This is a genomic window from Halorussus halophilus (assembly GCF_008831545.1).
GTDB classification, from domain to species: domain Archaea; phylum Halobacteriota; class Halobacteria; order Halobacteriales; family Haladaptataceae; genus Halorussus; species Halorussus halophilus.
The window spans coordinates 1,930,847-1,956,933 of sequence record NZ_CP044523.1 but is presented as its reverse complement, the minus strand read 5'-3'; the positions used below and the strand labels follow the sequence as shown (position 1 = coordinate 1,956,933).

The 26,087-nt window shown below is 63.3% G+C and carries 23 protein-coding genes; 9 read left to right on the top strand and 14 right to left on the bottom strand.

Annotated elements, in window-relative coordinates; genetic code table 11:
- Positions 1-8: 8 nt before the first annotated feature.
- A complete protein-coding gene (locus tag F7R90_RS09590) occupies positions 9-581 on the bottom strand; it encodes a class I SAM-dependent methyltransferase (protein ID WP_158057233.1) in 573 nt (190 codons plus the stop codon).
- Positions 582-884: 303 nt separating this feature from the next.
- Here F7R90_RS09590 and F7R90_RS09585 point away from each other — a divergent pair, with 303 nt between their 5' ends.
- From F7R90_RS09585 to fen, 3 genes are all read left to right on the top strand, one after another.
- A complete protein-coding gene (locus F7R90_RS09585) occupies positions 885-1,439 on the top strand; it encodes a GNAT family N-acetyltransferase (RefSeq protein WP_158057232.1) in 555 nt (184 codons plus the stop codon).
- A 72-nt stretch (positions 1,440-1,511) separates the two neighbouring features.
- Positions 1,512-4,196 carry a PEP/pyruvate-binding domain-containing protein gene (locus tag F7R90_RS09580; RefSeq protein WP_158057231.1) on the top strand — a complete coding sequence of 895 codons (2,685 nt, stop codon included), beginning with the start codon at positions 1,512-1,514 and terminating at the stop codon, positions 4,194-4,196.
- A gap of 474 nt (positions 4,197-4,670) precedes the next feature.
- The gene (gene fen / locus F7R90_RS09575; RefSeq protein WP_158057230.1) at positions 4,671-5,654 is read left to right on the top strand and encodes a flap endonuclease-1; all 984 of its coding nucleotides are present in this window, start codon (positions 4,671-4,673) and stop codon (positions 5,652-5,654) included.
- Between the two features lie 52 nt (positions 5,655-5,706).
- Here the strand turns inward: fen and F7R90_RS09570 are convergent, their stop codons facing one another.
- Positions 5,707-7,488: a hypothetical protein gene (locus F7R90_RS09570; RefSeq protein WP_158057229.1), complete on the bottom strand. Its 1,782-nt coding sequence runs from the start codon at positions 7,486-7,488 to the stop codon at positions 5,707-5,709.
- 199 nt (positions 7,489-7,687) lie between these two features.
- On the opposite strand from F7R90_RS09570, the gene F7R90_RS09565 reads away from it, so the two are divergent.
- Both F7R90_RS09565 and F7R90_RS09560 read left to right on the top strand, forming a co-directional pair.
- Positions 7,688-7,996: a hypothetical protein gene (locus tag F7R90_RS09565; protein ID WP_225741134.1), complete on the top strand. Its 309-nt coding sequence runs from the start codon at positions 7,688-7,690 to the stop codon at positions 7,994-7,996.
- A 109-nt stretch (positions 7,997-8,105) separates the two neighbouring features.
- Positions 8,106-8,357, top strand: coding sequence for a BolA family protein (locus tag F7R90_RS09560; protein ID WP_158057227.1), 252 nt, complete (start codon positions 8,106-8,108; stop codon positions 8,355-8,357).
- Between the two features lie 6 nt (positions 8,358-8,363).
- Here F7R90_RS09560 and F7R90_RS09555 read toward each other — a convergent pair whose 3' ends face one another.
- From F7R90_RS09555 to F7R90_RS09510, 10 genes are all read right to left on the bottom strand, one after another.
- Positions 8,364-9,506, bottom strand: a complete 1,143-nt coding sequence (locus tag F7R90_RS09555; RefSeq protein WP_158057226.1) for an ABC transporter ATP-binding protein — start codon at positions 9,504-9,506, stop codon at positions 8,364-8,366.
- 1 nt (position 9,507) lies between these two features.
- The gene (locus F7R90_RS09550; RefSeq protein WP_158057225.1) at positions 9,508-10,443 is read right to left on the bottom strand and encodes a carbohydrate ABC transporter permease; all 936 of its coding nucleotides are present in this window, start codon (positions 10,441-10,443) and stop codon (positions 9,508-9,510) included.
- A gap of 19 nt (positions 10,444-10,462) precedes the next feature.
- Positions 10,463-11,431 carry a carbohydrate ABC transporter permease gene (locus F7R90_RS09545; protein WP_158057224.1) on the bottom strand — a complete coding sequence of 323 codons (969 nt, stop codon included), beginning with the start codon at positions 11,429-11,431 and terminating at the stop codon, positions 10,463-10,465.
- Between the two features lie 36 nt (positions 11,432-11,467).
- Positions 11,468-12,751: an ABC transporter substrate-binding protein gene (locus F7R90_RS09540; protein WP_158057223.1), complete on the bottom strand. Its 1,284-nt coding sequence runs from the start codon at positions 12,749-12,751 to the stop codon at positions 11,468-11,470.
- 105 nt (positions 12,752-12,856) lie between these two features.
- Positions 12,857-13,306: a pyridoxamine 5'-phosphate oxidase family protein gene (locus F7R90_RS09535; protein WP_158057222.1), complete on the bottom strand. Its 450-nt coding sequence runs from the start codon at positions 13,304-13,306 to the stop codon at positions 12,857-12,859.
- Between the two features lie 49 nt (positions 13,307-13,355).
- Positions 13,356-14,513 carry a carbon-nitrogen hydrolase family protein gene (locus F7R90_RS09530; protein ID WP_158057221.1) on the bottom strand — a complete coding sequence of 386 codons (1,158 nt, stop codon included), beginning with the start codon at positions 14,511-14,513 and terminating at the stop codon, positions 13,356-13,358.
- Between the two features lie 95 nt (positions 14,514-14,608).
- Complete coding sequence (locus F7R90_RS09525) at positions 14,609-15,787, bottom strand: ABC transporter ATP-binding protein (protein ID WP_158057220.1); 1,179 nt, start codon at positions 15,785-15,787, stop codon at positions 14,609-14,611.
- Positions 15,788-15,815: 28 nt separating this feature from the next.
- Complete coding sequence (locus tag F7R90_RS09520; RefSeq protein WP_158057219.1) at positions 15,816-16,763, bottom strand: carbohydrate ABC transporter permease; 948 nt, start codon at positions 16,761-16,763, stop codon at positions 15,816-15,818.
- On the bottom strand, positions 16,760-17,779 hold the full coding sequence (locus F7R90_RS09515) for a carbohydrate ABC transporter permease (RefSeq protein WP_158057218.1): 1,020 nt from the start codon (positions 17,777-17,779) through the stop codon (positions 16,760-16,762). Before F7R90_RS09515 ends, F7R90_RS09520 begins: the two co-directional genes overlap by 4 nt.
- 28 nt (positions 17,780-17,807) lie before the next feature.
- A complete protein-coding gene (locus tag F7R90_RS09510; RefSeq protein WP_158057217.1) occupies positions 17,808-19,184 on the bottom strand; it encodes an ABC transporter substrate-binding protein in 1,377 nt (458 codons plus the stop codon).
- Between the two features lie 306 nt (positions 19,185-19,490).
- Between F7R90_RS09510 and F7R90_RS09505 the strand changes: the two genes are divergently transcribed.
- Together F7R90_RS09505 and F7R90_RS09500 are read left to right on the top strand one after the other, a co-directional pair.
- The gene (locus F7R90_RS09505) at positions 19,491-20,900 is read left to right on the top strand and encodes a class II fumarate hydratase (protein ID WP_158057216.1); all 1,410 of its coding nucleotides are present in this window, start codon (positions 19,491-19,493) and stop codon (positions 20,898-20,900) included.
- 93 nt (positions 20,901-20,993) lie between these two features.
- Positions 20,994-21,407 carry a hypothetical protein gene (locus F7R90_RS09500; protein ID WP_158057215.1) on the top strand — a complete coding sequence of 138 codons (414 nt, stop codon included), beginning with the start codon at positions 20,994-20,996 and terminating at the stop codon, positions 21,405-21,407.
- Here F7R90_RS09500 and F7R90_RS09495 read toward each other — a convergent pair.
- Positions 21,401-22,114 carry a hypothetical protein gene (locus F7R90_RS09495; RefSeq protein ID WP_158057214.1) on the bottom strand — a complete coding sequence of 238 codons (714 nt, stop codon included), beginning with the start codon at positions 22,112-22,114 and terminating at the stop codon, positions 21,401-21,403. The two genes, F7R90_RS09500 and F7R90_RS09495, sit on opposite strands and share 7 nt — an antisense overlap.
- A gap of 119 nt (positions 22,115-22,233) precedes the next feature.
- Here F7R90_RS09495 and F7R90_RS09490 point away from each other — a divergent pair, with 119 nt between their 5' ends.
- Together F7R90_RS09490 and F7R90_RS09485 are read left to right on the top strand one after the other, a co-directional pair.
- Positions 22,234-22,698, top strand: coding sequence for a PH domain-containing protein (locus F7R90_RS09490; protein ID WP_158057213.1), 465 nt, complete (start codon positions 22,234-22,236; stop codon positions 22,696-22,698).
- Positions 22,695-24,209, top strand: a complete 1,515-nt coding sequence (locus F7R90_RS09485; RefSeq protein WP_158057212.1) for a PH domain-containing protein — start codon at positions 22,695-22,697, stop codon at positions 24,207-24,209. Before F7R90_RS09490 ends, F7R90_RS09485 begins: the two co-directional genes overlap by 4 nt.
- Here the strand turns inward: F7R90_RS09485 and F7R90_RS09480 are convergent.
- Positions 24,206-26,020 (bottom strand): hybrid sensor histidine kinase/response regulator, encoded by a 1,815-nt coding sequence (locus tag F7R90_RS09480; RefSeq protein ID WP_158057211.1) that lies wholly within the window; start codon positions 26,018-26,020, stop codon positions 24,206-24,208. The two genes, F7R90_RS09485 and F7R90_RS09480, sit on opposite strands and share 4 nt — an antisense overlap.
- Positions 26,021-26,087: the final 67 nt, after the last annotated feature.

The window sequence follows — 26,087 nt, the reverse complement described above, 5'->3', positions numbered from 1 at the left end:
ACTCGGCCTTACTTGACTCCGGCGACGGTGTACTCGTAGCCGTCGGTGCGGTAGCGGGCGTCGAGTCCCGTCGCCCTGACTTTTCGGGTGAGGTCGTCCGGCGCGAAGAACGTCGAGTCGAAACCGAACAGGTGCTCGCTGGCGACGACGAGTTTGCCGACGAGGACGGTCGGGTCGAACTCGCGCACGACGAGGACGCCGCCAGGACGAAGCACGCGGGCCATCTCCGAGACAGCGCCCTCGGGGTCGCCGAAGTGGTGGAGCGCGTCCACGACGAGGACGGCGTCCACGCTCTCGTCGGCGAACGGCAGGTTCGCGCCGTCGGCGCGAACCGCCTCCATGCCTTTCTTTCTCGCCTCGCGGAGCATGCCGGGAGCGGCGTCGGCGACGAGTCGCTCGCTCGCGCCGACGGCGCTCGCTCCGCGGCCGGTACCACCACCTACGTCCAGCACGCGTTCGACATCGCGCTCGGCGAACGCGAGGCCCGCTCGAATCTTCTCGGCCCCCGACTGAGGATTGAACCAGTCGAAGTAGCGCGCGAAGCGGTCGAAGAACGCCACGTCGCCAACGGAGTCGGTCATGGGAACAGGGACGACGCCCAGCGCCAAGAGGTCAGCGGTGGTTTCGTGAGACTGGACTTGTAACCGCGATAGCTAAGGACGTATTCACCATGGGTGGGATTGAAAGGGGCCGCCCGGTCGCGCATCGCGTGGTCGTCTCGGCGACCCCTATCCGCGTCGCGCGGTGTGGGAATGCGCGGATATGTCGGCGAGCGACCGCGACCGGGCAGGGGCTTTCGAAGTGGTCCCCGTTTCGGTGCTTTCAGTAGCTCGTGACGCACCTAGGAGCGAAGGTCAGTTGACCCTCCCACCCGAAACCCACCCATGGAGTACGCGGTACTCGGGTGGCCCGAGGACGAACCCCAGTTGCGCCTCGACTACCGGGAGTTCAGCTACGCCGGGAAGTTCGTGATGAGCAACACCGGGAAAGCAGTCGCGCGCGAGGTGACGGAGGGCAACGACGACGAGTTGGTCGCCGCAGTCGCGTTCAACGAGGACCGCACGGACCCAGCGACCGCGTGGCTTCGCTACGTGACCGTGCGTAAGTCTCGGCGCGGCGAGGGCGTCGGCGCGGAACTGACCAGATTTACCGCCGACCAATTGCTCTCGCGTGGCTACGACCGGGTGAAAATCGCCGTGAACAACCCATTCGCCTATCACGCCCTCTACAAGGCCGGATTCGGCTACACCGGCGACCAGACCGGAATCGCGGAATTGGTGCTGGCGCAGTCGGCAGACACCGAAGAAGGTTCCCGGTCACGCGAGCGCTATCAGTCGGGGTTGGACGTGTACCGAAAGCGTGACCTCTCTGCGGAGGAACGCAACTTTCTGGTCGCGAAAGACGGCGAGCGACCTCCCGAAATCGTCGCCTCCCCGTAGCGTCTCCCACGAAAACGAGCGTCCGCTGTTGTCCCATTCAGTTTTGTCGTTTCCTCGCGTAGCCCAGTCGCTATGGGGGAACAAGGAACCAGATCTGACGGGGACCCGGTCGTCGTCTCGTTCCGCGACGAGGACGCCAGGGACCTCGCGCTCGTCGGGGGAAAGGGGGCGAATATCGCACGACTGTTCGACGCCGGACTGCCGGTTCCCGGCGGGTTCTGCGTGACGACCGCAGCGTACCGAACACTGCTCGACGACGACCTCCGTCGCGCTATCGCGGAGTTGGACGATCTCGACGCGACCGACACCGAGACGCTCTCGGCGAACGCCAGCGAGATACGAGCAGAACTACGAGAGCGCAAGCTTCCGGACGCGGTTAGCGAAGCAGTCGAAGACGCGCTCGGTGCGCTCGACGCGGACGACCAGTCCTTCGCAGTCCGGTCGTCCGCGACTGCCGAGGACCTACCGGACGCCTCCTTCGCTGGGCAACACGAGACGTTCCTCGAAGTCTCTCCCGCCGAGGTCCCCGACCGACTGCTCGACTGCGTGGCGAGTCTGTTCACAGACCGCGCCGTCGCGTACCGGGCGCGCAACGGCATCTCCCACGCCGACGTTTCGATGGCCGTCGTGGTGCAACCGATGGTCGATGCGGTCGCTGCGGGCGTCCTCTTTACTGCCGACCCGGCAACCAACAGTCGGCGAGTGGCGACGGTCGATGCGACGTTCGGACTCGGGCAAGCACTCGTAGCGGGGGAGACGACGCCAGACCACGCTCGCATCGACCGCGAGACGGGCGAGGTGTTGGAGTACACGGTCAACGAGGCGGCCAGAACGCTCTCGGACGAACAACTTCGGACGCTCGTTCGGCTTGGTGACCGGGCCGAAGGGTTGCTGGGCAGTCCCCAAGACGTGGAGTGGGCGCTCGGCGACGATGGCTTCGTCCTCCTGCAGTCGCGGCCCATCACGTCGCTGTTTCCACTGCCGACGCCTGCGCCCGACGACGACCGGCTACACGTCTACGTCAGTCTCGGCCACCTGCAAGCGATTCCAGAGGCGTTTCCACCGCTGGCCTGCGACGTGTGGCGGGAACTCCTCGACAAGTATCCCGAGATGTTCGGCGTCGAATCGTTCTGGTCGAGTCCCGGCGCAGAAGCCGGTGGTCGCGTCTACCTCGACGTCACTGCCTTGCTCGGTCTCGGGGTCGCTCGACGCCACCTCCCGTGGCGATTAGCACTACTGAACGAACCGGCAGCACGCGGCCTGAACGACCTACTCGACCGACGTGGCGACGAATTCCCCGCGTGGCGGGTCAAACTGACCGACCTCCCGAAGGCCGCTAGCGCATCGTGGCGGTTCTCGAAACTCCTGCTCTCGGTGGTTCCGGCGATGCTCTGGAAGGCGATCGGTTCCATTTTCGGACGACCGCAAGACCCCGAGCGCGTCGAGGTATTCTTCGAGCGGTGGGGCGAGCGAACTGCTGCGAATGTCCGCTGCCACGATACGCCGGAAGCACGCGCCCGTGCCGTCTTCGACTCGCTCGACTTCCCGAGAGTCCTCAAGGACATCTATCCCGAAATAGGGCCGCTGGTCGCGGCGTTCGCCATCGGTGGCTGGCTCAAGCGCAGATTCCCGGAGGCTCCAGCGGAGGTCAACGCGGTCGGGCAAGGTTTCGAACGGGAACTCGTCACCCGAATCAATCTCGGACTGGGTGACCTCGCGGACGTCGCTCGGAAACACCCCGAAGTCGCCGACGCGATTCGAGATGGGAAGTCGCTCGCCGAAATCGAGTCGGTCGCGGGCGGCGAAGAGTTCGTCGGCGCGTTCGACGACTACCTCGCGGAGTTCGGCCACCGAGCGACCGGCGAACTCGACGTGAGTCGGCCGCGCTGGCGCGAGGACCCGTCCGGATTGTTGGCGACGATTCGCGCAAATTTGGCTCACGGCGCTCCGGGCGACCACCGCGAGCGACTTCGGCGCGTCACCGCAGACGCCGAGACGGCCGCCGAGCGACTGGAACGCCGCGCCGACGAGGGACTGCTCGGCCCGGTTCGGCGGCGCGTCGTTCGGAAGCTGATTCGGAGTTACCGCGCCCACGTCCAGATGCGCGAGTACCCGAAGCAGGGGTTCGCCCACGCGCTGGCGGCGTGGCACGACGCGCTCGAAGCGGCGGGCGAGGTGCTGGCCGAGAGAGGAACAATCGAAACTCCGGACGACGTGTGGTTCCTGCGCAAAGAAGAACTGTTCGCGGCGCTCGACGGCGAGGAGTCGGCGGTCGATATTCCGGCCCGACGCGCGGAGTTCGAGCGCCACGCGGAGATGGACGCGCCCCCACTCGTGACCAGCGAGGGCGAGATTCCGGAAGGGAAACCGGTCGCGGGGATTCCGGAAGGGACGCTCGTCGGAACCGGCGTCTCGGGTGGCGTCGTGGAAGCCACCGCACGCGTGGTTCGGAATCCCAACGAAGCGACCGTCGAGCGCGGCGAGATTCTGGTCGCGCCCTCCACGGACCCCGGGTGGACGCCCATGTTTCTGAACGCCGCCGGACTCGTCTCGGAGGTGGGTGGCCCGGTGAGCCACGGCGCGCTGGTCGCCCGCGAGTACGGCCTTCCGGCGGTGGTGTCGGTGCCCGAGGCGACTCGGAAAATCCAGACTGGCGACCGGGTTCGCATCGACGGCACGCAAGGGACAGTGGAGATTCTGGACGACGAGGGTGGTGAGGGTGTCGAGGAGGTGGAGACGCGAGAGGAGATGATTTGAGACGTTTCGAATCTTCGCGTTCAGTATCGGCGCGCGCTGGTCGCACCTTCGTGGTGCGACCCGTTCGCACGAGGTCTGCGTGAGCGAAGCGAGCGTAGGCTCGGGAGAGCTTGCTCTTCCGGTGGACGAGGACCGGAACGCGGAAAACGCGTTACTGCGCGTCGTTCGTACTGAGGACCGCAGTCGGTTGGGGAGGGTGTGGCAGTCGCGGTGCTGTGCGGAGCGGTCTTCTCGGTATCGGGAGTAGCCCGCTTCTTCTCAATTTCATTCTCACAGTCACCACAACCGACGTAACTTCCTCGAAAGCGCCCGGCCCCTTTCAGTCCCACCCGATAGTCCGTGTCACCGGCCGTTTTCGGTGGTTAGTGTCACCAGCTTTTTTTCAGTCGCTCGCGTCACCTGCCCTCACCAGATTCCCCTCCACCCGACCCACCTAGAAGCTTTCAAATCCACGTATTCCCAAAACACACGTTAATGGGAAACACCGACATGCGCCAACTCGCCGTCATCGAGGAGGTCCCCTTCGACGAACTCGACGGCGACACCGTGGCCGTGGACGCGCACAACTGGCTCTACAAGTACCTCACGACCACCGTCAAGTGGACGAGTAGCGGGAAGTACACCACCGAGGACGGCACCGAAGTCGCCAACCTCATCGGCGTCGTCCAAGGTCTGCCCAAGTTCTTCGAGAACGACCTAACGCCGGTGTTCGTCTTCGACGGGCCGGTCACGGAACACAAGGCCGCCGAAATCGAGAAGCGCCGCGAGGAGCGCGAGAAGCGCGAGGAGCAGTTGGAGCAAGCTCGCGAGGAGGGCGACGAAGTCGAAATCGCGCGACTCGACGCTCACACACAGCGACTGACCGACACGATTCAGGAGACCACCCGCGAGTTGTTCGACCTGCTGGACGTGCCCTACATCGAAGCGCCCGCCGAAGGCGAAGCGCAGGCCGCGCACATGAACCGCACCGATGCGGTTGACTACTGTGGCACCGAGGACTACGACGCGCTCCTGCTCGGCGCACCGCTGACTTTGCGGCAGTTGACCAGCAAGGGCGACCCGGAGTTGATGGACTTCGACGCCACCTTAGAGAAGCACGACATCACGTGGGAGCAGTTGGTGGACATCGGCATCCTCTGTGGCACGGACTTCAACGAGGGCATCTCCGGCGTCGGTCCCAAAACTGCGCTCAAGGAGGTCAAAGAACACGGCGACATCTGGGCCGTGCTGGAAGCCCGTGGCGAGCACATCGACAAAGACGTGGACATCATCCGCGAGTTGTTCCTCAATCCGAACGTCACCGACGACTACGAGTTCGACATCGAGATGGACCCCGACGTAGAGGCGGCCCGCGAGTACGTCGTCGAAGAGTGGAAGATTCACGAAGAAGAGGTCGAGCGAGGCTTCGAGCGCATCGAGGAGTCGGTCGTGCAGACCGGACTCGACCAGTGGACCTGACCAGTCCGGACCAGTCGGACCGACGTTTCACGACCGGTGGACCTGCGCTACGTTAGTCTTCGAACGTTACTTCTGCGATGCGAGTCGCGTAGGGGTCGCGCTCTTCTGCGCTCGGCGGAATCTCGACCGCCGGGGAGTACTGGCTGACCGTCCAGAAGGTCCCCGAGGAGGGGTCTACGGAGACGCCGTTGTAGTCGCCCCAGCGCATCACGTTGGAGCCTTCGCCGTAGTCGTAGCTCGATTCGCCGTCCTGCGCGACGAGCGAGTCTTCCAGGCTGTTCTGCGGGAAGTCTGCGGTGCGACCTGCCACGTCCATCCGCGGGAAGGTGTCCGGCCCGGAGACGTTGTGGGTGAGAATCGTCCGTCCGTCCTCTGCGCCGACGGTCGGAATGAAGTACGACGCGCCGGGGGCACCGTAGACGCCGCTCTGGGCGAGCGTACCCGTTTCGAGGTTGAGTTCGTACCAGCGAATCGCGGCGACCGGTCTGCCGTCGCCGTTCCAGTCGTAGGCCACCGTGTGGGCTGTCCAGAGCGCCCCGTCGTCGTAGTCGGCGTTCATCAGTCGCGTGCCGAGCGTATCGACGTACGCGTCGGTGTTCGGTTGCCGGGCAGCCGGGGGATAGCTGTACGGCCCGACTTCGACTGTCTGGCAGGAGAGAATCGGGTCGTTCACGGGGTCGGTCAATTCCCAGAGCGTCAACGCGTCCGAGTCGAAGCCAGCGTTGACCAGATAGTACGTTCCGTCACTCCCGCCCGTGAACGGCTGGAGCGCGGGTTGGACGGTGAAGGTGAACGGCGCGTCTGGATTGGGGTCGTTCAGGCCGGTGAAGTGGTTTGCCGTGACGGGTTGGCCCGAGTACATCGCGGCTTTGTCGAGGGTGGCCATCGTCACTTCGAACTGCTCGCCGAAGAAGTTCTGCGTCAGATAGATGGCGTCTCGGTCGAGACCGAGGCCGGGGTAGTCCACCAGACCCTCGTTGTCCAGCGGCGGGACGCGGTAGACGTACCAGTCGCCGTTGGGGTTGTTCGTCGCGGAGACGGCGACCATCCACCAGCCACGCGGCGGGCGACTGAACTCCGTCTCGGCGGCGGAGTCTGCGTCTTCCTCCTCTTCGCCCTCACCGGGTTCCGCGCCTTCCTCTAACTCCTCGCGGCCCACGATTTCGCCGTCGGTCGTGATGCCGGGTTCGTACTGCACGGCGGCGAGGACGAACCGGTCCGCCTCGCGGTCGTAGCGCGCTCGCGGGTCGAAGACGAACGGAATGCCGTACGCGAAGCCGCCTTCGGGTTCGGTGATAACGGGGTCCCAGATGCGTTCGAGCGGGACCTTCTGTTGGAGGGTGCCTCCCTGTTTGCTGTAGATGCCGACCTGCTGGTTGACGGCGTGGATCAGAGTACCGTCTCCGGCGGCGACCTGCGAGTCGGAAGGGACGCCCCCGCGAGTGTCGTCGGCCCCCAAGCCGTCGTACTCGGTGCGGAGGGTTAGCGGGCCGTCCTCGCCGACGTTCGACTCCTGTGCGGCTTTTCGCGGCGGTTGTCTGCCCGTGCCGTCCGTCTGCCCCCTCGGCGTGGCCGCGCCTACGTCGCCGGGGAGTTCGCCGCGTGCCTCTTCGGCGCGAATCTCGCCCATATTGATCGTGCCGCCCTCGTACGTTCGCTCGAACGGGCCGTCGGCGCAGTCGCTCTGGGCCGTTGCGACGCCGCTGCCGAGATTCACCAGTGGAAGGCTACCGAGTCCGACGCCAGCGGTCTGGAGGAGTCGGCGTCGTTCCATCGAGAGGAGGTCGTCGGTGCTTTCGGGACGGCGGTTCGAATCGTCTGGTCGTTCACTCATGAGTATCTCCGGCTCAGAATTAGGCCAATCGGAGTTAGTTAATCGGACGATACAGCGTAATATTGGTGTGAAAGAACGCCCAAACTTAACTAGGAGGACCGGAGGTAGCGGCAAGGTGTGAGAGACGAGGCCGGAAGTTCGGGAGACTGTTCCGCCGTGGCCACAGTTTTGACGGCCGTCGGCGTCGTCGCCCACTATCGTGAGCGACGAACTCCACCCGGACGACCTCGAAGAAGGCCTGCACGTCCGACTCGCGTGGTCCCCGAAAGGGGCGGTCGGAGCGGGCAACAGCGCCGACGGTGAAGTCACCCAGATTTGGCGCGACGACGGGTCGGTTAGGCAGTTCACAGTCGAGGCAGACGACGAGATACTTAACGTCTACACGGAGTACCGCGACCCACCGGTCGAGCGCGTCACCGGGTTCGGCGGCGAAGAGTCGAAAGAGGACGACCCAGAAACGGAGACGGTCGGCCGACTCGACGAGGTTTTGCGCGCCGGAGCGACGTAGTGAACGGAGCGCAAAACGAGCAAGCGAGCGCGACGAGTAGGCGAGCAACCGGCGAACCGAACGAAGCGCCATCCACACGCATTTCACTGCGGACCGTCTACTCCGGGCCATGAACGCAGACGACGTGAAGCGACTCATCGAGGAGAACGTCGAGGACGCAGAAGCGACGGTGACCCATCCACGGGGCGAACACGACGAAGACCACCTCGCGGCGACAGTGGTCTCGCCCGCCTTCGAGGGCGAGACGCTGGTCGCCCAGCACCAACTGGTGTACGACGCGCTCGGCGACCACATGACGACCGACATCCACGCGCTCGAACTGAAGACGTACACACCCGAGGAGTACGAGCAAGCAGAGTAGCCAGAATTAGAGGTTGGGGAGCGACTCTGCGGTCTCCAGTTTGCGGTTGTGGAGTGCTTCGCCCGTCTTGCGGTCGAAGAGGTGAATCGCGTCCTCGGGCATTCGCGCCGCGACGCCTCGGCCGGTTTCGACCATGCGCATGCCCGAAACGGTCGCCACGAACGTCCCGTTCGCTGCCTCCGCATCGAACGCTAAGTGAACCTGGTTCTCGTTGCCCATCGGTTCGACCACGTCCACGGTCGTTCTGAAGTCGTGGTCAGTTTCGGCCTCGGGTGCCAGTTGCACGTCCTCGGGACGGATTCCGAGAACGAGTGCTTCGTGGCCCTCCACGTCGGCGCGGACCTCCTCGGAGAGTGGGTACTCGAAGTACTCGCCGACCAGCGTCTCGTCCGTCAACGCCACCTCGAAGAAGTTCATCGCCGGGTCGCCGACGAACCCCGCGACGAACTGGTTCGCCGGTTCGTGGTAACACTCCAGTGGCGTCGCGACTTGCTGGAGTTCGCCGTCGTTCAAGATGGCGATGCGGTCGCCCATGGTCATCGCCTCGGTCTGGTCGTGGGTGACGTACACCGTCGTCGTTTCGAGGTCCTCCTGCAACCGCTGGAGTTCCGTGCGCATCTGGGAGCGCAGTTTCGCGTCCAAGTTGCTGAGTGGTTCGTCCAGCAGGAAGACCATGGGGTCTCTGACGATGGCCCGGCCGAGCGCGACCCGCTGTTGCTGGCCACCCGAGAGGTCGGCCGGTCGGCGGTCCAGCAGGTTGCCGATGCCCATCATCTCTGCTGTCTCCTCGACGCGCTGTCGAATCTCGCTGTTGGGCATGTCGGTCGATTCTTCGAGGCCGAAGCTCATGTTCTCTCGGACGGTCATGTGGGGGTAGAGCGCGTAGCTCTGGAACACCATCGCGATGTTTCGGTCCATCGCTGGCAGGTCGTTGATGACCTGTCCGTCAAGGCGTATCTCGCCTTCAGATATCGTTTCGAGACCCGCGATCATTCTGAGCGTGGTCGATTTGCCACAGCCAGAGGGACCGACGAGGACGAGAAACTCCCCGTTCTCGATGTCCAGCGAGAGGTCGTCTACCGCGATAACTTCGCCCCCGCCTTTCTCTGCGAATCGCTTCGTTACGTGGTCGAGTTCGGTTCGTGCCATACTACACTCTCACTCCTTCTGCGAACTGGTCGGCGAACAGGACGTAGACGATTAGGGTGGGGAGCGCCGCGAGGAACGCTCCGGCCATCCGGAGCGGGAAGTCGATGCCTTCGAGCGCCGTCCCGAGACCCGACAGAATTAGCGTGACCGAAGCCGCCGGGTCGCTCACGCTCCGGATGATAGTCAGCGAGAAGAGGAACTCGTTCCAGATTTGGGTGAACTGGAAGATGAAGACGACGGCGAACATCGGCTTCGAGAGCGGCAGGACTATTCGCCGGTACACCCGCCAGAGCGACGCGCCGTCGAGACGCGCGGACTCTATCATCTCCCACGACATGGTCTTGTACTGCGCCCGAAACAGGATGGTGCAGATGGGAATGCCGTAGGCAGTGTGCGTGATTATCAGTTCGAGAATCGTCGCGTAGTGCGGTTCCATCAACGGGAGCGCCCACAGAAACGCCAGTCGCTGGTCGAGTTGCACGTAGATGGACCAGAACTCCGACAGTGGGATGATGACCGCCTGGTACGGGATGAAGATGCCCGCGATGAACAGCGAGAGAATTGCCACTTGTCCCCGCCAATCGACTAGCGTCAGGCCGTAGGCCGCCATGCTCCCGAAGATGCCGCAGAGAATCGTCGAAGGAATCGTGAACAGGATGCTGTTGACCAGTCCGTGCGACAGCGCGTCGAAGGCGAAGCGCCACTTTTCGAACGTGAGTTCGCCGAGACTCGGCGGGAGAAACGGCAAGGTGTTGCGCACTGCTTCGCTCGTCTTGACCGAGGTCACGAGTCCCGTCTCGATTGGTGTGAGGTAGAACGCGACGAGTGCGACCAGTGTCGCGTACAGAGCGACTCGGGGGAGTCCCACACCGCCAATCGTCGCGCCGCTCGCCGTTCGTTCGTCCCCGGAGTCGCTCGTAATCGTTTCTTGGCTCATCGTTCAGTCCTCCGCTGTCTCATAGGTTCCCCTGTCTGTGTTGTTGGTAGAGATACGGCGCGATGACCGCAAGCGAGAGCGCGAACAGTAGGATTGCGATTGCCGCGGCGTACGCCCACTCGCCCTTGTTGAACGCCTCCCGGACCATCTTGGTCGAGAGGATGTCCGCGCCGCGTCGCGGCCGATACCCCCAAATCGCGTAGAGGAAGTCGAACGCCTTGAGTGCGAACAGCACGAGGACGACGGAGGCGCTCACCATCGCTGGCTTGAGTTGCGGCACGATGACGCGCCGATACATGCGATAGGTACTCGCTCCGTCTACTCTCGCGGCCTCGTACTGGTCGTCGGGAATCGCCCGGAGCGCCGCGAGATACACTATCATCGTGTAGCCGCTGAACTGCCAGACGAGCGCAAAGACGACAGACCCCAGAACCAACTGAGGGTCGCCGAGCCAACTGTACGGCCCGAGTCCGACGAGACCCACCAACTGGTTCACGATGCCGAAGTTGTAGTTGTACATCCACATCCAGAACTGCGCGGTGACGATGAACGAGAGGCTCATCGGGAGCAGGTAGATGGTCCGGAGCGTGCGCCCGAATCGGACCTCGCGGTCGAGCAAGATGGCGAGGACGAGTCCGACGACGAGACAGACGACGGTGAACGAGACCAGCAGGACGAACGTGTTCCGTGTCGCCGCCCACATGCCGGGGTCGTCGAACATCTGCCAGTAGTTGGCCAAATCGAGCGGCGAGTACTCGATGTCGCCGAACCCCTCGTAGTCGGTCAGCGAAATCACGAAGTTCCAGCCGATGGCCGCGTAGACGAAAAAGCCCATCAGCAGGAACGGCGGGAGCCAGAACGGCGCGGACTGGACGACGTCGTGGTCGAGCAGTCGCCGTAGTGCAGACCGTTCGGTAGCGACCGCTCGTTCCGTTTCGACGCCCTGTTCGCGTCGCCTGTCGGCGCCGGTCTCCAGTTTGTCACTCATGAGTGGTGGATAAACGAGTTGGAAAGTGAGACCGCGCTACACGATTTGCATGAACCGACTCGTGACTGAATCGACGTTGTACGGGTCGGCGAAGTTATTCGCAATCGCGTCCTCCAAGTCAGACTGCACGTCTTGGGTGACGGCCAACCCGTGTGCGATGGTCGGCGGTCGTTGCTCGACGCTGTTGAAGTCCTCGATGGTCTCGGTCAGATACGGGTTGAACTGGTCGGTCGGCACCTCTCTGGTCGGAATCGACCCCTTGTACTGGTTGAACGCCACGTGTGCGGCTTCCGAGCCAGCGAACCGCAGGAACGCCTTCGATTCGGGCGGACTCGGGTTGTCGAGGTCGCCGCCCGGATAGATGAACGAATCGAGGTGGAACCCGTACATGTTCTCGGTACCGGGGAACTGGATGCGTCCCCAATCCTCGTCGTAGGTCAACCCCTCGTTGACGTACGCGCCAGCCACCCAGTTGCCTTGGTGGATGAACGCCGCGTCGCCGGACATGATTCGCTGGTTCGCCTCGGTGAAGTCTATCTCCGGCGCGTCGTCGTTGAGGTACTGCGACAGCACGGTCTGGGCGTTCTGGAACGCCCCCCGAACCGCCGCCTCGTCGCCGTTGCCCTCGATGAAGTTCGTGTACGCGTCGAAGCCCTGCGAGCCGAGCATGTTGACCGCCCAGAACTGCAAGACTGTCCACGTCGAGAGCGAGTTGACGTACGGTTGGGCGTCGGTCTCGCTGGCGACGGCGTCGAGAGCATCGACCCACGCGTCGAAGCTATCGATGCCACTCGGGTCCACGCCCGCAGATTCGAGGACGCTCACGTTGTAGAAGAGGTCGTTCATGCGGTGGGAACCGATGGGCACTGCGGAGAATCCATCTCCGAAGCGGCACGCCTCGACCACTTCCTGTGCGTGAGCCTCCTTCAGTCCGGCTTGGTTCCACACGTCCTGTTCGATGTTGCCAAGCACGCCCTCGTACTGCTGGAGGTTCTTCCCCGGCCATCCGGCGAACGAACTCGGCGGGTCGCCCGCCCGCAGTCGCTGTGCGACTGCTTGGTCTAAGTTGACGTTTCCGGTGCCGCCGATGGCCCGGAAGTTCGTCTCCATGTTCGGTTGGGCCTCGCCGAACGCCGACGCGAGCGCGTCGATTGCCTCTGCGCCGTCCCCGCCGGTCCACCCGTGCATCACTTCCAGCGTATTCGACCACTGCTGGTCTTGCAGATAGCCCGTGAACGGTACTGTACTGGCACCCCCGACGAGCGCCGCGTATTTCATAAACTGACGTCTCTCGATGTCGTCCGCACTACCCCCGGTCATTTGGTTTCCCCCATCGCACACTCACCGAGGTGGTACTTAATGGTTTTCGAGGATAAATCCGGGGCTGACCGTTACCATTTCGACGGCAGTAACGACAGAAAAGTGCTATTCTTCGCCAGCCATCCGCTCGCTGTAGTCCCAGCTGTAGACGACTCGCGGTCGAATCCGGACGTGAATCTCCTCGCGTTCGTCCGCGAGCAACCACTCCGCCAGCGGGGAGTCCGTCGAGTCGAGATACCGCTCGATGAGGTGGCGAAGGACTTCCTTGTCCTCGTCGGGCGAGAGACTCGCGGTGCCGTTGCCTCGGACTCCGCGATACGGCGGGTCGTTGGTCGAAATTTCGAACGCGAGTTCCGAGTCGTTGCGGAGGTACCGCACTACGTCGGCGTTCGTCCACGTCGCACAGTCGAACCCGCCGTCGCGGTAGCGATACCAGAGCGCGACCATCCACAGGGATGCGTCTGGCCTGTGGCAAGCGAGACGAATCGGAATCGTCACGTCCTGTAGGAACGACTCGACTTCGTCGCCGGACCACGTGCCGGTGAATCTGGTCATCCAACGTCGTACACCGGGCAGTGAGAAAAGTGTCCCCCGGCGATAGGCGCTACTGGTCAAGCGCGTCCGCGACTGCCTCCACCGCCGATATCGGCACGCCGTGAGCGTCGGCGATTGCTTCCGCGTCGTGGGGCGAGAGTCGGCCGTTCTCTCGCTCGTTGTCGGTCCTACTCTCGCGCGCGTTCCAGTTCGTCCCTCTCGCGCCGTCGTGTCCGTGCGAGTGAACCGGGTCTAGGGTTTCGTCGTTCACTTCGAGATTGACCGCGTCCCAGCGCGCGTAGTGGCCCATCGCGTCGAAGTACGCCTTGGTCGCCCGACGCTCGTCGCGGTCGAACTCCGCGGTGAGGAGCGTCTCCTCACCGAGTACAGGACCGGCCTTCACGACGCCTGCCGGATTCACCAGCATGCTCCCTCCTGCGCCGAGGTCGTAGCCGAGTTCGTCCTCGTACTCCTCTGGCGGGTCGCCTATGTACGCCGAGCAGGAGACGACGAACGATTGGGTCTCGAAGGCGTACTCGCGCATCGCAGGGTAGATGTCACAGGTGTCGCGGTCTTCCACAGTTTCGGCCCGCGCCTTGTCGCCGGGATGGCCGTTCTGGGTCCAGAACCCCGGCCAGCAAGCAGTGTGAATCTCCTCACCCATGGTCGTCAGCGCGGCCTTCGAGAGAGTCATGTGATTCTCGTAGCAGACGAGACCACCCAGTGTTCCGATGTCCGTCTCGTGGGTCGCCAGACTCGACGGGTCGCCGCGCCCCCAAATCGACCGCTCGCCGTGGGTCGGCATCAGTTTTCGGTGGCGACGAACGAGTTCTCCCTCGCGGTCGAAGTAGAAGATGGAGTTGTAGACGGTCTCGCTTCCCTTCCTCTCGTCCAGTTCGTTCGTCCCCAACGCAACGTGGCAGTCGGCTTCCCGAATCGCGTTACCGAGAACGTCGAGCGCGTCGTCGCCAACCGAGAGGCTGTTCTTCTGCAACTCGACCATCAACTCGGTCCAGCGCGGAATCGACACCTTGCGCCGCCAGTAGGGGTAGCCGGGAAAGTACGTCTCGGGGAAGACGAGCAGGTCTACGTCCTGTTCTCCGGCGCGTTCTATCCACTCGCATGTCTTGTTGAGGGTCGCCTCCTTGTCGTGGAAAACTGGTTCGACCTGTGCGGCCGCGACGGTGAACGATTCGGCGGGCGCGTTGGGGTCGGAGTCGGTGGGCATCGGAACAGTGTGGCACGCGAAAACACATAGCTTGGACGGTCATCCACACGGACTGCCGGAAAACGAGAATGCGGCGAATCGAAGCGACCTCGAACTCAGACGTTCGGCAGTTCCTGTTCGGCGGTCTCCATATTCCGATTCTTGACTGCCTCGCCCGTGTCGGCGTCGAAGATGTGAACTGCGTCCTCGGGGATGTGCGCGACGACGTTCTGGCCCGCCTCGACGTTCCGCATTCCAGAGATAGTCACGGTCAGCGTGTCGTCTGCGGCGGCGTCCGTGCCGCCGAGGCCATCGGTCGCTTCGTCGGCTTGGTCGCCGAAGACGATGTAGACGTTGTTCTCGCTGCCCATCGGCTCGACCACGTCAACGGTCGCTGGGAAACTGTGGGCGTCTTCCGCCGCGACGAGTTCGATGTCCTCCGGGCGGATGCCGAGGGTGAGTCGGTCGTGGCCCGAAACCGCGTCGAGGGCGTCACCCGAAAGCGGGTACTCGATGTCGTCACCGACGAGCGTGTCACCCTGTAATTCCATCGGCAGGAAGTTCATCGACGGGTCGCCGATGAAGCCAGCGACGAACCGGTTCGTCGGTTCGTGGTAGGCTTCCAGCGGCGTGGCGACCTGCTGGAGTTCGCCGTCGTTCAGGATGGCGATGCGGTCGGACATCGTCATCGCTTCCGTCTGGTCGTGGGTGACGTACACCGTCGTCACGCCGAGGTCCTCCTGTAGACGTTGGAGTTCCGTGCGCATCTGGGAGCGCAACTTCGCGTCCAGATTCGCCAGCGGTTCGTCCATCAGGAACACCTCTGGCTCCCGGACGATAGCCCGGCCGAGCGCGACCCGCTGTTGCTGACCGCCCGACAGTTCGCCGGGTTTCCGGTCGAGCAGGTCGGGGATACCGAGCATATCGGCGGTGTCGTCCACCTGCGCCTGAATCTCGCTGTCGGGCATGTCGGTCGATTCTTCGAGGCCGAAGCTCATGTTCTCCCGCACGCTCATGTGGGGGTAGAGCGCGTAGCTCTGGAACACCATCGCGATGTCCCGCGTCGTCGGCGGTTCGTCCGCGATAGAGCGGTTCCCGAGGCGAATGTCGCCCTTCGAAATCGTTTCGAGGCCCGCAATCATTCGCAGGGTCGTGGATTTTCCACACCCCGAGGGGCCGACGAGGACGAGGAACTCCCCGTCTTCGATTTCGACGTGTGCGTCGTCTACCGCGACGATACGGTCGCCGTCGTCGTCGAACCACTTCGTTACGCCGTCGAGGGTCAGTTCTGCCATTGTTGTGTCCTCCGTTGAGACTGCATAGTTATCCTGCGACTCCTTTCGCGAACTGTTCGCCGAACAGCACGTAGACGACGAGCGTCGGCAGTGCCGCGACGAACGCACCCGCCATCTGCGTGTTGAACGAGGTGATGATGCCGCCAGAGAGACTGTTGAGCGCAATCGTGACCGGTGCGGCCGCCCCGCCGCCGGAGGGCAGGATGACCAGCGCGAACAGCAGGTCGTTCCAAATCTGGGTGAACTGGTAGATGAGCGTCACCGCGAACATCGGCTTCGACAGCGGCAACACGACGTTGCGGTAGATGCTGAACACGCTCGCGCCGTCCAGTCGCGCGGCCTCTATCATCTCGCCCGAAAGCGTCTGGTAGTAGCCTCGGAAGAGTAGGAACGTGATGGGAATCCCGTACGCGACGTGGGCCACGATGAGGTTGATAATCGAGGCGTAGTGTTCGTGCATCAGCGGTAGCCCCCACAGGAATCCCAGTAGCTCTTGGGTGTTCACGATAGCGAACAGCCGCGACAGCGGCACCAGAACTGCCTGGTACGGGATGAAGATGCCCGCAACGAACAGCGCGACGATTAGCGTCTGGTACTTCCAGTCGATGGTCGTCACACCGTAGGCCGCGATGCTCCCGAGTCCCGCCGACAGAATCGTCGCCGGAACCGCCAGTAACATGCTGTTGACCAGGCCGTTCCACAGCGTGTCGAAGGCGGTCTGCCACGGGCCGGTGGTGAAGCCGCCGGAAGCGAACGGCCAAATCGCGGGCAAGAACGGACTCGTCGTGTTGAACGCGTTGGTCGTCTTGAACGCGGTCATCAGCCCTGCTTCGAGCGGCGCGAGATAGAAGCCGACGAGCGCGACCAGCACCCCGTACAGCGCCACGCGACTACGGTCGGCGTTTCGGACGGCGTTCTCTACCTGCTCGCGCCGCGATTGGTTCTCCGGTGTCGGACTCGCTGGTGCGGAACTCATAGTTCACCTCGTCGGTACTCGGCGTAGAGATACGGCGCGACGACTGCCAGCGCCATCAGGAACAGCACGATGGCAATGGCGGAGCCGTACGCCCAGTTGTTCGACCCGAACGCCTCGCGGAACATCATCGTCGCCAGAATGTCCGCCGCCGGGCCGGGGTTGTTGCCGAACATGACGTAGAGGAAGTCGAACGCCTTCAGTGCGAACACCATCAGCACGACGGCCGCGCTCATGGTCGATGCTCGCAGTTGGGGGAGGATGACTCGCCAGTACATCTTCAGCGTACTCGCGCCGTCTACGCGGGCCGCCTCGTAGTGTGCGTCGGGAATTGCGCGCAGACCTGCCAGATAGACGACCATCGCGTAGCCGCTGAACTGCCAGATGAGCGCGAAGATGACCGCCGCCAACTTCGTGTCCGGGTTCGAAATCCACTGCATCGCCAGGAAGTCCAACCCGAACTGACGGAGCGTGACGTTTATCATCCCGATCTTGAAGTTGTACATCCACGCCCAGAACTTCGCCGTCACGACGAACGAGAGGCTCATCGGGAGCAGGTAGATGGTTCGGAACGTGTTCTCGAACCGAATCTCTTGGTCTACCAGAATCGCCAGCCCCATCCCGAACACCAGACAGAGGCCGGTGAACGCGACCAGTAGGACGAGCGTGTTTCGGGCCGCCGTCCAGAACGTCGGGTCGTTCAGGGCTTGGCGATACATCTCGAAGTCGAACGCCGAAATCTTGTACTCCGGCAGGAGTAGCCCGCTGAAGTCCGTCAGCGAGATGACGAAGTTCCAGCCGATGGCGCCGTAGACGAAAAAGCCCATCAGCAGGAACGGCGGGAGCCAGAACGGAATCGACTGGAGGAAGTCCCTCGACACGAGCGACTGTCCTCGTTCGGTCTCCGTCTCGCTCACGACGCCGCCGTCGGTTCTGACGGTCGATTGGCCTTCCACCTCGCTCTCTCCCGCTTCTTTGCCGGGGGTTAGCCGTTTCAGTGTATCTCGGATGCGTTGCATGTGAAAAAGAACCGTGTAGTGACTGCGTTCAGTTGAAGGCGCTCTCGATTTGGCTGTACGTCTTCTCGACGTTCCAGTTCGAGATGAAGGTGGACATCGCTTCACCGAAGCTACTGAGCTGTTCCGGCGGGAGCGCGAGTCCGTGCTGGATGGACTGGACCTGCGACTTCGAGTTGGCGAAGTCGTCCATCTGACTGCTGAGGAACGGTCCGAAGGCGTCCTTGGACACGTCGGTGCGCGGCGGAATCGACCCCTTCTTCGGGTTGAACCGCTTTTGGGCGTCCTTGCTGCCGACGTAGCGGAGGAACTTCTTCGCGGCCTCCGGCGACGGGTTGTTCTTCGGCATCGGGAACGAGTCCATGTTCAGCGCGTAGACGCCCTTCGAACCGGGGAACGGGACGTGGCCCCACTGCTTGTCGAACTCGAAGCTGTCGGCACCGCGGTACATGCCCGCGGCCCAGTCGCCTTGGTGGAAGAACGCCGCTTCGCCGTTGATGATCTTCTTGTTCGCTTCGGTCCAGCCGAGCGAACCGGCGTCGTCGTTGAAGTACTGCGTGTACTCCTTGACGATGCTGAGGGAGTTCTTGATGGCCTTCTTGTTCGCGCTGACCTTGCCCTTCGTGAACGCTTCGTACGTGCTCTTGCCGTGTTCGCCGAGCAGGACCTGCGCCCACATTTGGCCGGTGGACCACGCGGACTTCGTCTGGTGGGCCATCCCGACTGCGTCGGTGTTGTTCTCGACCTTCTTCATCGCGGCCGTGAGGTCGCTGGGTTTCTTGATAGACGCAGGGTCTACGCCAGCGTCTTCGACGACCTTCTTGTTGTAGAAGAGGTTGTTGAGTCGGTGGATGTTCAGCGGGACCGTGACGAACGTCCCGTTCGGTTTGGCGGCGTCTTTCGGACCCTGTTTGTAGGCGTCCTTCATGCCGTTCTTGCCCCAGACGGAGCTACTGATGTCTTTCAGCTTGTCCGCTTCGACGTACGGGGTGAGGTTCGCGCCCGGCCACGCCTGCCACGAACTCGGCGGGTTGTTGTTCAGGACGCGCTTCTTGATGACCGTCTTGAGGTTCTGGCCAGCGCCACCCGAGACGGGGTTCTGGTTGACTTTCACGTCCGGGTACTCCTTCTTGAAGCCCTCGAACAGTGCCTCGACTGCCGCCGCACCGTCACCACCAGTCCACCAGTGCTGGACTTCGAGCGTGTTCCCACTGCCGGAGTCGTCGCCAGACGAGGTGTCCTCGCCGTCCGAGGAGGTACCTTCGCCGCCCGACGTCGTCCCTTCGTCACTGCCGCCACTGTCGCCACCCATACAGCCAGCCAGGCCGGTGACGCCGAGTGTACTCGCTCCTGCTACTTTGAGATAGCCGCGTCGCGAAACGTCGGAACCTTCGTTGGCACCTGTCATACTATGAGACCTAGCAGAGACAATCTCGGACCAACCACTTAAGTATTGTTGATATTAACGCAGCTCCGAGTAAATTGTTGTCCATTACCACGGTGCGCCGATTATCGGCCGTACAGGTCCCCAGGTACGAATTTCGAATGCGGGTGGTCTGAGAAAATCTCTTGGACGAAGTGGTTAGTTTTTTGTCCGAACGTCTCCAAATAGGATGGATTCCGGAAACTTGTCAATCAGGCTGTGTCTCTCGCTATCGAACTCCCCGACGACGATTGAGCATGATATTTATCCGCGGGTCTACTCCCTCCACACATGAGCGACGAGGATTACCGAATCGAGGAGGACAGCCTCGGAGAGATGCGCGTCCCGTCCGACGCCTACTGGGGCGCACAGACCCAGCGCGCGCTCCAGAACTTCCCCATCAGTGGCATCACGTTCGGCCGGCGGTTCGTCCGCGCACTCGGCGTCGTCAAGAAGGCCGCCGCACAGGCGAACAAAGACCTCGGCATGATTCCCGGGGACAAGGCAGACGCCATCGTGGAGGCCGCTGACGAGGTCATCGAGGGCGACCACGACGACCAGTTCCCGGTGGACGTGTTCCAGACCGGTTCCGGCACGTCCTCGAACATGAACGCCAACGAGGTCATCTCGAACCGCGCGACCGAGATTTACGGCGGCGAAGTCGGCACGCGCGAGATTCACCCGAACGACCACGTCAACTTCGGCCAGTCTTCCAACGACGTGATACCGACTGCGATGCACGTCGCGTCGCTGGAAGCCGTCGAGAAGGACCTGATTCCGGCACTCGACACGCTCCGGGAGTCGCTGGAAGCCAAAGAGGCAGAGTTCGACGGCGTCGTCAAGACCGGCCGGACCCACTTACAGGACGCCACGCCGATTCGGCTCGGTCAGGAGTTCTCGGGCTACCGCTCGCAGGTCGAGAAAGGTCTCTCGCGCGTGGACCACGTCCGCGACCACCTCTCGGAGTTGGCGCTCGGCGGCACCGCAGTCGGGACGGGACTGAACACGCATCCAGAGTTCCCCGAGAAGGCCGCCGAGTACATCTCCGAAGAGACTGGCGTCGCGTTCCGCGAGGCCGACAACCACTTCGAAGCGCAGGCCGCCCACGACGCCATGTCGGAGGCCCACGGCGCGCTCCGCACCGTCGCTGGCTCGCTGAACAAGATCGCCAACGACCTGCGCCTGCTGGCCTCTGGTCCCCGGAACGGACTCGGCGAACTCGAACAGCCGGAGAACCAGCCCGGCAGTTCCATCATGCCCGGCAAAATCAATCCGGTCGTCGCCGAGGCGGTCAATCAGGTCCACAAACAAGTGGTCGGCAACGACGCCGCAGTCAGTGCTGGCGCGGCGGAGGGTCAAATCGACCTGAACCTCTACAAGCCCGTGCTGGCGCACAACTTCCTCGAATCCTCTGAGATGCTGTCGAACGCCAGCGAAGTGTTCGCTGAGAAGTTCGTCGCCAAACTCGAAGCCAACGAGGAACACTGCGAGGAGCAGGTCGAACAGAGCATGGCGCTCGCGACGGCGCTGAACCCACACATCGGCTACGACAAGGCAAGCAAGGCCGCGAAGACTGCGCTGAAAGAGGGCAAGACAGTCAAGCAAGTCGTCGTCGAGAAGGGCTACCTGAGCGAGGAAGAGGCAGACGAAGTCATCGACCCCGAGAAGATGACCCACCGCGGCATTCTGGGCGACGAATAAGGGCCCGACCGACGAATCGTCCGTTGATTTTTCGACCGTCTGTCCGAACCCAACAGCCATCGATTTCCGAGCGACTCCCGTAATTCTCGTGGCATGACCGACCGAGAGACTGCGACCATCGACGTGTCCAGAAGCGAAGCGAGAGTCCTCATCGCCGCACTGGCCGACGAGGAAGTGACTGCCTCCGGCCAGCGCGAACGCCGCGTCAGGGACCTACAGGAGTACCTCGCACGCGAGTTCGACTTCGACGAACACCGCGGGACGAGAGAGGGAGAGATGGCGGCCGAGGACGACGGAGGCTGGCTAGACAACGACGCCGTCTTCGAGGACGACGACCCGGACGACACCGAGGAGGTCGAACTGTCTCGCTCGGAGGCCGAGGCGGTGACCGACGCGCTCGACGACTTCGAATCGGAGACTGCCAAGGAGGACACGAAAGGGAGAGAAGAGAACGCAGACACTGCCGAAGACGTGCGCGAGCGCTTCGTGGGCGCGTTCGACTACTGATTTCGGTCCTGTTCGAGATAGAGGTGGCCGAGCGCGAGTCCGAACAGGGGGAGCAGTCCGGCCGCGAGTCCGGCGCTGAGGAGTGGGCCGACGAGACCGAGCGAGTACCACACCAGCACGAGCACGAGACAGGCACCCACGTAGCCGACGGTGACGAAGAACAGTTTCGTGACGTTCCCGCCGGAGGCGTTCCACCCCGCGCTCAGACCGGCGAACGGCCCTTTGCCGTCGATGACGATGGCGGGAAACGTGGGGAGAAACCGGTGGAAGAGGTAGATGCCCGGAAGCACGAGGACCACGAGACCGACGATGGAGAGACCCACCGCGACGAGACCCGCGAGGACGAGAGCAGGAATCCGCCGAAGTGCGGCCGAGAGTCGCGCTTTCAGCGGTCGGGGTCGTTCGCTCACCGCGTCGTCGGCAGTGAGGAAGAAGCTCCCGAAGAGGACGCCGACGGTGAGCGCGTACGCGAGATAGAACGGCCCGACCCACGGTGCGACCGACGGGTCGTCGGACGGCGTTGACGCAGGCGTGACCCCGAACAGCGGGACGATACTCAGGAGGCCGACGACGAACGCGAGACCGACTAACTCCCTGTGGTTTCGGACGACGTCCCACGACCAGCGAAGTGTGTCCCCCACTCCCAGTTGCCGGACGTGAACTTTTTCGGTCGGTGTCGCGCCGTCCCGACCGTACTCCCCAGTCATGCGGCGCTCTTCACAGACGCGTGATAAAAACTCTGGGATGCCGGTGTTCGACCGAGCGGGCGACGCGACGGGTGGCTGTGACAGATGGACTTTTCGGGTTCCGGATAGATTGGCTTCGCATGGAGACACTGCACCCACGGGTGCGACTGGTCTGGGGCGTCGGCACGCTCGTCACCGTGACCATCCTCGCCGTCGTGGTGGCCGTCGCCGACCGATTTACGCTCGGCGTCGGCCTCTGGGTCGGCCTCGCCGTCGCACTCCTCGGACTCCTCGTCGGCGTCGTCTACGTCGCGCTGAAGTATCGCGTCTGGCAGTTCGAGGTGCGCGAGGACGAACTCTACCTCGAACGCGGCGTCCTCACGCGGGTCAACACCGTCGTTCCGTTCGTCCGCGTCCAGCACGTCGATACCCAGCGCGGCCCCGTCGAGCGCGCGGTCGGTCTGGCGAGCATCGTCGTCTACACCGCTGGGTCCCGGGGTGCTGACGTGACGATTCCCGGACTCACTCCCGAACGTGCAGACGACCTGCAAGAGCAACTGCGGAGACTCGCAACCGAGAGCGAGGACGAGTACGACGCCGTATGAAACTGCATCCACTCTCCGTGCCCTATCGGATGCTCTCGCGCGGCGCGAGCGTCGGCGTCTCCTTCTTCTTCGTCGGGAGCGCGCTCTCGGGGTCCGGCGTCTTGCCCCCGCCGCTCGCCGGACTGGCGGTCCCGCTGGTGGTCGCCGTCGGCGTCCTCCTCACGGCGCTCTGGCAGGTGGCGTACTACCGACGGTTCGACTACGAACTCACGGACGACGGTCTCGAAATCGCCTCCGGCGTGGTCTCGCGCCGCCAGCGCGAAATTCCGCTCCACCGAGTTCAGAACGTGGACATCTCGCGCAACGTCCTCCAACGACTGCTCGGCATCGCCGCCCTCGACCTCGAAACAGCGGGGGGCGGCGACACGGAAGCGAGTCTGCGCTACGTCGGCTACGAGGAAGCGAAGCGACTCCAGCGGGAAATTCAGCGGCGAAAGCGCCAGCGGGAGGCCGGAGAAGAGACGGAAGCGCCGACCGAACCAATCGAAGAGCGCGAACAGGTCCTCTTCGAACTTGCGGAAGGAGAACTCGCACTACTGAGCGTCCTCTCGTTCGACCTGCGGTACTTCTCGTTGCTCGCGTTCGGTCCCGCCGTGTTGCCCTTCGTTCCCGGCCTCGCGGAACTCGCCGTCTTCGGCGGACTGTTGCTGTACGCCATCATCGGTGTCGGCCTGTGGGTCGTCAGCGCGTCCCTGACGTTCGCGCGCTACTACGGCTTCCGACTGACGCGCGTGGACGACGAACTCCGCTACGAGCGCGGCCTGTTCCAACGATTCGACGGGTCGATTCCGCTGGCGAAAGTCCAAACGGTCACGATGAGCGAGAACGTGCTGATGCGGCGGTTCGGCTACGCTACCCTCGCGGTGGAGACGGCGGGCTACGGTCCCGGTCAGTCGCCCTCCGGCGGGTCGGAAGCCGCGGTCCCGCTCGCGAGTCGAGAGCGCGTCTTCGAACTCGCAAACGAGGTCGAACCGTTCGAGACGCCAACGTTCCAGCGGCCACCGACGCGCGCGAGGACGCGGTACGCGATTCGGTATCTGCTCGGACTCGGTGCTATCGTCGCCCTGCTGTACGCAGTCTGGTCGCTTGCCGGGCGGCCGGTCGTCTGGTACGCGCCGTTCGTCCCGCTCGCGTTCGTCGTCCTCGTTCCGCTCGCGGCCCACCTGACGTGGGTCAATCGCGGCTACGACGCAGGCGAGACCCACGTCGTGACCCAGAACGGCTTCTGGCGGCGGACCACGAAGATAGTGCCGTACTACCGCGTGCAGACGGTCATCCAGAGCCGGACCATCTTCCAGCGGCGGCGACGGTGGCGGTTGGCGGACGTCGTTATCGACACGGCGAGTTCGGCGAGCTTCGGCGGTGGCGTCGCGAAAGCCGCAGATTTAGACGAAGCGGACGCGGCGGAGTTGCGAGAGTTCGTGGGGGAGAAGCTCCAAGAGAGTTTGCGAGCGCGCCGCGAGACGAAGCGTACGGAACCGTCGGACGAGACCCGAAACGCGAACAGTTAGACTTCCTCGACGCCAGCGATTTCGAACCGGGCACCGCCGCTCTGGCTGTGGGTGACTTCGATAGTCCAGCCGTGGGCTTCCACGATGGAGTGGACGATAGCCAGTCCGAAGCCAGTTCCGTCGGGGTCGGTCGTGAATCCGTGTTCGAACACCTTGCCGCGTTCGTCTTCGGGGACGCCGGGACCGTCGTCTGCGACGTAGAACCCGTCCCGGTCGGTCAGCGGGCCGACTCGAACGGAGGACCCTTCGCCCGCGTGTTCGCCAACGTTCGAAAGCAAGTTCTCGAACATCGTTCGGAGTCGTTCGGAGTCGGCCGTTATCGTCGGGAGGTCGTCTTCCACTCCGAGGTCAACGTCGGAGAGGTCGACCGTCGAAGCGGCCGCCGTGACTACGTGTTCGACTTGAACGGGCGTTCGCTCGTCTACGACCTCACCTTCTCTGGAGAGGGCCAACACGTCGTCGATGAGGTCGTCCATCCGGTCGAGTGCGCGCTCGGCCTCGCGGAGATGCTCGTCGTCCGCGTGCTCGGCGCGAGCGAGTTCGGTCCGCGTCTGGGCGATGTCGAGCGGATTCCGCAGGTCGTGGGAGATGACGCTGGCGAACTTCTCCAAGCGGTCGTTCTTCCGTTCGAGTTCGCGTTCTCGCTCTCGAACGTCGGTCACGTCCTCGATGGCGATGACGACTCGCTCCACCTCCGTCTCGCCGTAGATGGGCGCGCCGCTGACCGACAGAATCTTACGGTTCCCGTCGGGCGGCTCGTAGCCGATTCGCTCGCCGAGTATCTTCTCGCCGTCGTCCATCACCCGCGCGAACATCTTCTGGTCGTCCCGGAGCTGGTTGCCGTCGAGGTCGGTGACGGTGAACTCCGAGGAGTCGTAGCGTCGGCCAGTCAGTTCCGAACCGCTCAGTTCGAGCAGTTCTGCCGCCCGTTCGTTCGCTCGGGTGATGCCGCCCTCGGGGTCCATGACGAGGATACCGACGGGACTGGTTTCGAGCATCTGTTCGAGCAGTTCCTTCTCCCGGTCGAGTTCGCGACGGACCTCCCGTTGGTCGGTCACGTCGCGGAAGTAGACCGACAATCCCTCTTCGGAGGGGTACGCGTGGACCTCGAACAGCGTCGAGAGCGGGTCGAAGTACGACTCGAACGAGGTCGCTTCTTGGGTCTCCATCGCCCGGCGGTACTCCCGCTCGAACTTCGAATCGACCGCCTCGGGGAACTCCTCCCACACCGTGTTGCCGATGAGTTCCGATTCCTCGCGCTGTATCAACTGTTCGCCTTTGCCGTTGACGTACGTAAAGCGCCAGTCGGTGTCGAGCGCGAAGAACGCGTCCGTGACCCGCTCGTAGACGGTCTGCATTCGCTTGCGCGACCGTTCCGCTTCGCGTTCTGCGCGGTGTTGGGACACTACGTTCTCGACGCGATTGGCGAGGACTTCGTACTGTTCTGCGCCACCCTTCTTCTGGAGGTAGTCGGTGACGCCCGCCGAGATGGCCTCGCTCGCAATCTCCTCGCTCCCCTTGCCGGTGAAGAGGATGAACGGGAGGTCGGGGTACTCCTCACGCACCAGTTCGAGGAAGTCGAGACCGTTGACCGACCCCATGTCGTAGTCGCTGACGACGCAGTCGATTCGTCGTTCGGCATCGAGTCGCGTCAACCCGCCGTCGGGCTCCGTCTCGCTGAGCACTGTCGCGTCCGGCATCTTCTGTTCGAGGAGCGTCGCGGTGAGTTTCGTCCGCTGGGGGTCGTCGTCTACGTGGAGAACCGTAACCGGTGGTTCCGATTCCAAACTGGCATCCGACGCCGTAGCCATACCTCGACATTTAACCCCATCGCACTAAATTTTTGAGGTTCGTGACAGTCTCACATACTGCAAATTT

Coding starts and splice junctions, on each gene's coding strand:
- F7R90_RS09570 (WP_158057229.1), bottom strand. CDS start 7,488: ATGAGTGAACGACCAGACGATTCGAACCGCCGTCCCGAAAGCACCGAC.
- F7R90_RS09530 (WP_158057221.1), bottom strand. CDS start 14,513: ATGCCCACCGACTCCGACCCCAACGCGCCCGCCGAATCGTTCACCGTC.
- F7R90_RS09505 (WP_158057216.1), top strand. CDS start 19,491: ATGAGCGACGAGGATTACCGAATCGAGGAGGACAGCCTCGGAGAGATG.
- F7R90_RS09480 (WP_158057211.1), bottom strand. CDS start 26,020: ATGGCTACGGCGTCGGATGCCAGTTTGGAATCGGAACCACCGGTTACG.
- F7R90_RS09490 (WP_158057213.1), top strand. CDS start 22,234: ATGGAGACACTGCACCCACGGGTGCGACTGGTCTGGGGCGTCGGCACG.
- F7R90_RS09535 (WP_158057222.1), bottom strand. CDS start 13,306: ATGACCAGATTCACCGGCACGTGGTCCGGCGACGAAGTCGAGTCGTTC.
- F7R90_RS09545 (WP_158057224.1), bottom strand. CDS start 11,431: ATGAGTGACAAACTGGAGACCGGCGCCGACAGGCGACGCGAACAGGGC.
- F7R90_RS09510 (WP_158057217.1), bottom strand. CDS start 19,184: ATGACAGGTGCCAACGAAGGTTCCGACGTTTCGCGACGCGGCTATCTC.
- F7R90_RS09500 (WP_158057215.1), top strand. CDS start 20,994: ATGACCGACCGAGAGACTGCGACCATCGACGTGTCCAGAAGCGAAGCG.
- F7R90_RS09585 (WP_158057232.1), top strand. CDS start 885: ATGGAGTACGCGGTACTCGGGTGGCCCGAGGACGAACCCCAGTTGCGC.
- F7R90_RS09485 (WP_158057212.1), top strand. CDS start 22,695: ATGAAACTGCATCCACTCTCCGTGCCCTATCGGATGCTCTCGCGCGGC.
- F7R90_RS09520 (WP_158057219.1), bottom strand. CDS start 16,763: ATGAGTTCCGCACCAGCGAGTCCGACACCGGAGAACCAATCGCGGCGC.
- F7R90_RS09580 (WP_158057231.1), top strand. CDS start 1,512: ATGGGGGAACAAGGAACCAGATCTGACGGGGACCCGGTCGTCGTCTCG.
- fen (WP_158057230.1), top strand. CDS start 4,671: ATGGGAAACACCGACATGCGCCAACTCGCCGTCATCGAGGAGGTCCCC.
- F7R90_RS09560 (WP_158057227.1), top strand. CDS start 8,106: ATGAACGCAGACGACGTGAAGCGACTCATCGAGGAGAACGTCGAGGAC.
- F7R90_RS09540 (WP_158057223.1), bottom strand. CDS start 12,751: ATGACCGGGGGTAGTGCGGACGACATCGAGAGACGTCAGTTTATGAAA.
- F7R90_RS09590 (WP_158057233.1), bottom strand. CDS start 581: ATGACCGACTCCGTTGGCGACGTGGCGTTCTTCGACCGCTTCGCGCGC.
- F7R90_RS09550 (WP_158057225.1), bottom strand. CDS start 10,443: ATGAGCCAAGAAACGATTACGAGCGACTCCGGGGACGAACGAACGGCG.
- F7R90_RS09515 (WP_158057218.1), bottom strand. CDS start 17,779: ATGCAACGCATCCGAGATACACTGAAACGGCTAACCCCCGGCAAAGAA.
- F7R90_RS09555 (WP_158057226.1), bottom strand. CDS start 9,506: ATGGCACGAACCGAACTCGACCACGTAACGAAGCGATTCGCAGAGAAA.
- F7R90_RS09495 (WP_158057214.1), bottom strand. CDS start 22,114: ATGACTGGGGAGTACGGTCGGGACGGCGCGACACCGACCGAAAAAGTT.
- F7R90_RS09525 (WP_158057220.1), bottom strand. CDS start 15,787: ATGGCAGAACTGACCCTCGACGGCGTAACGAAGTGGTTCGACGACGAC.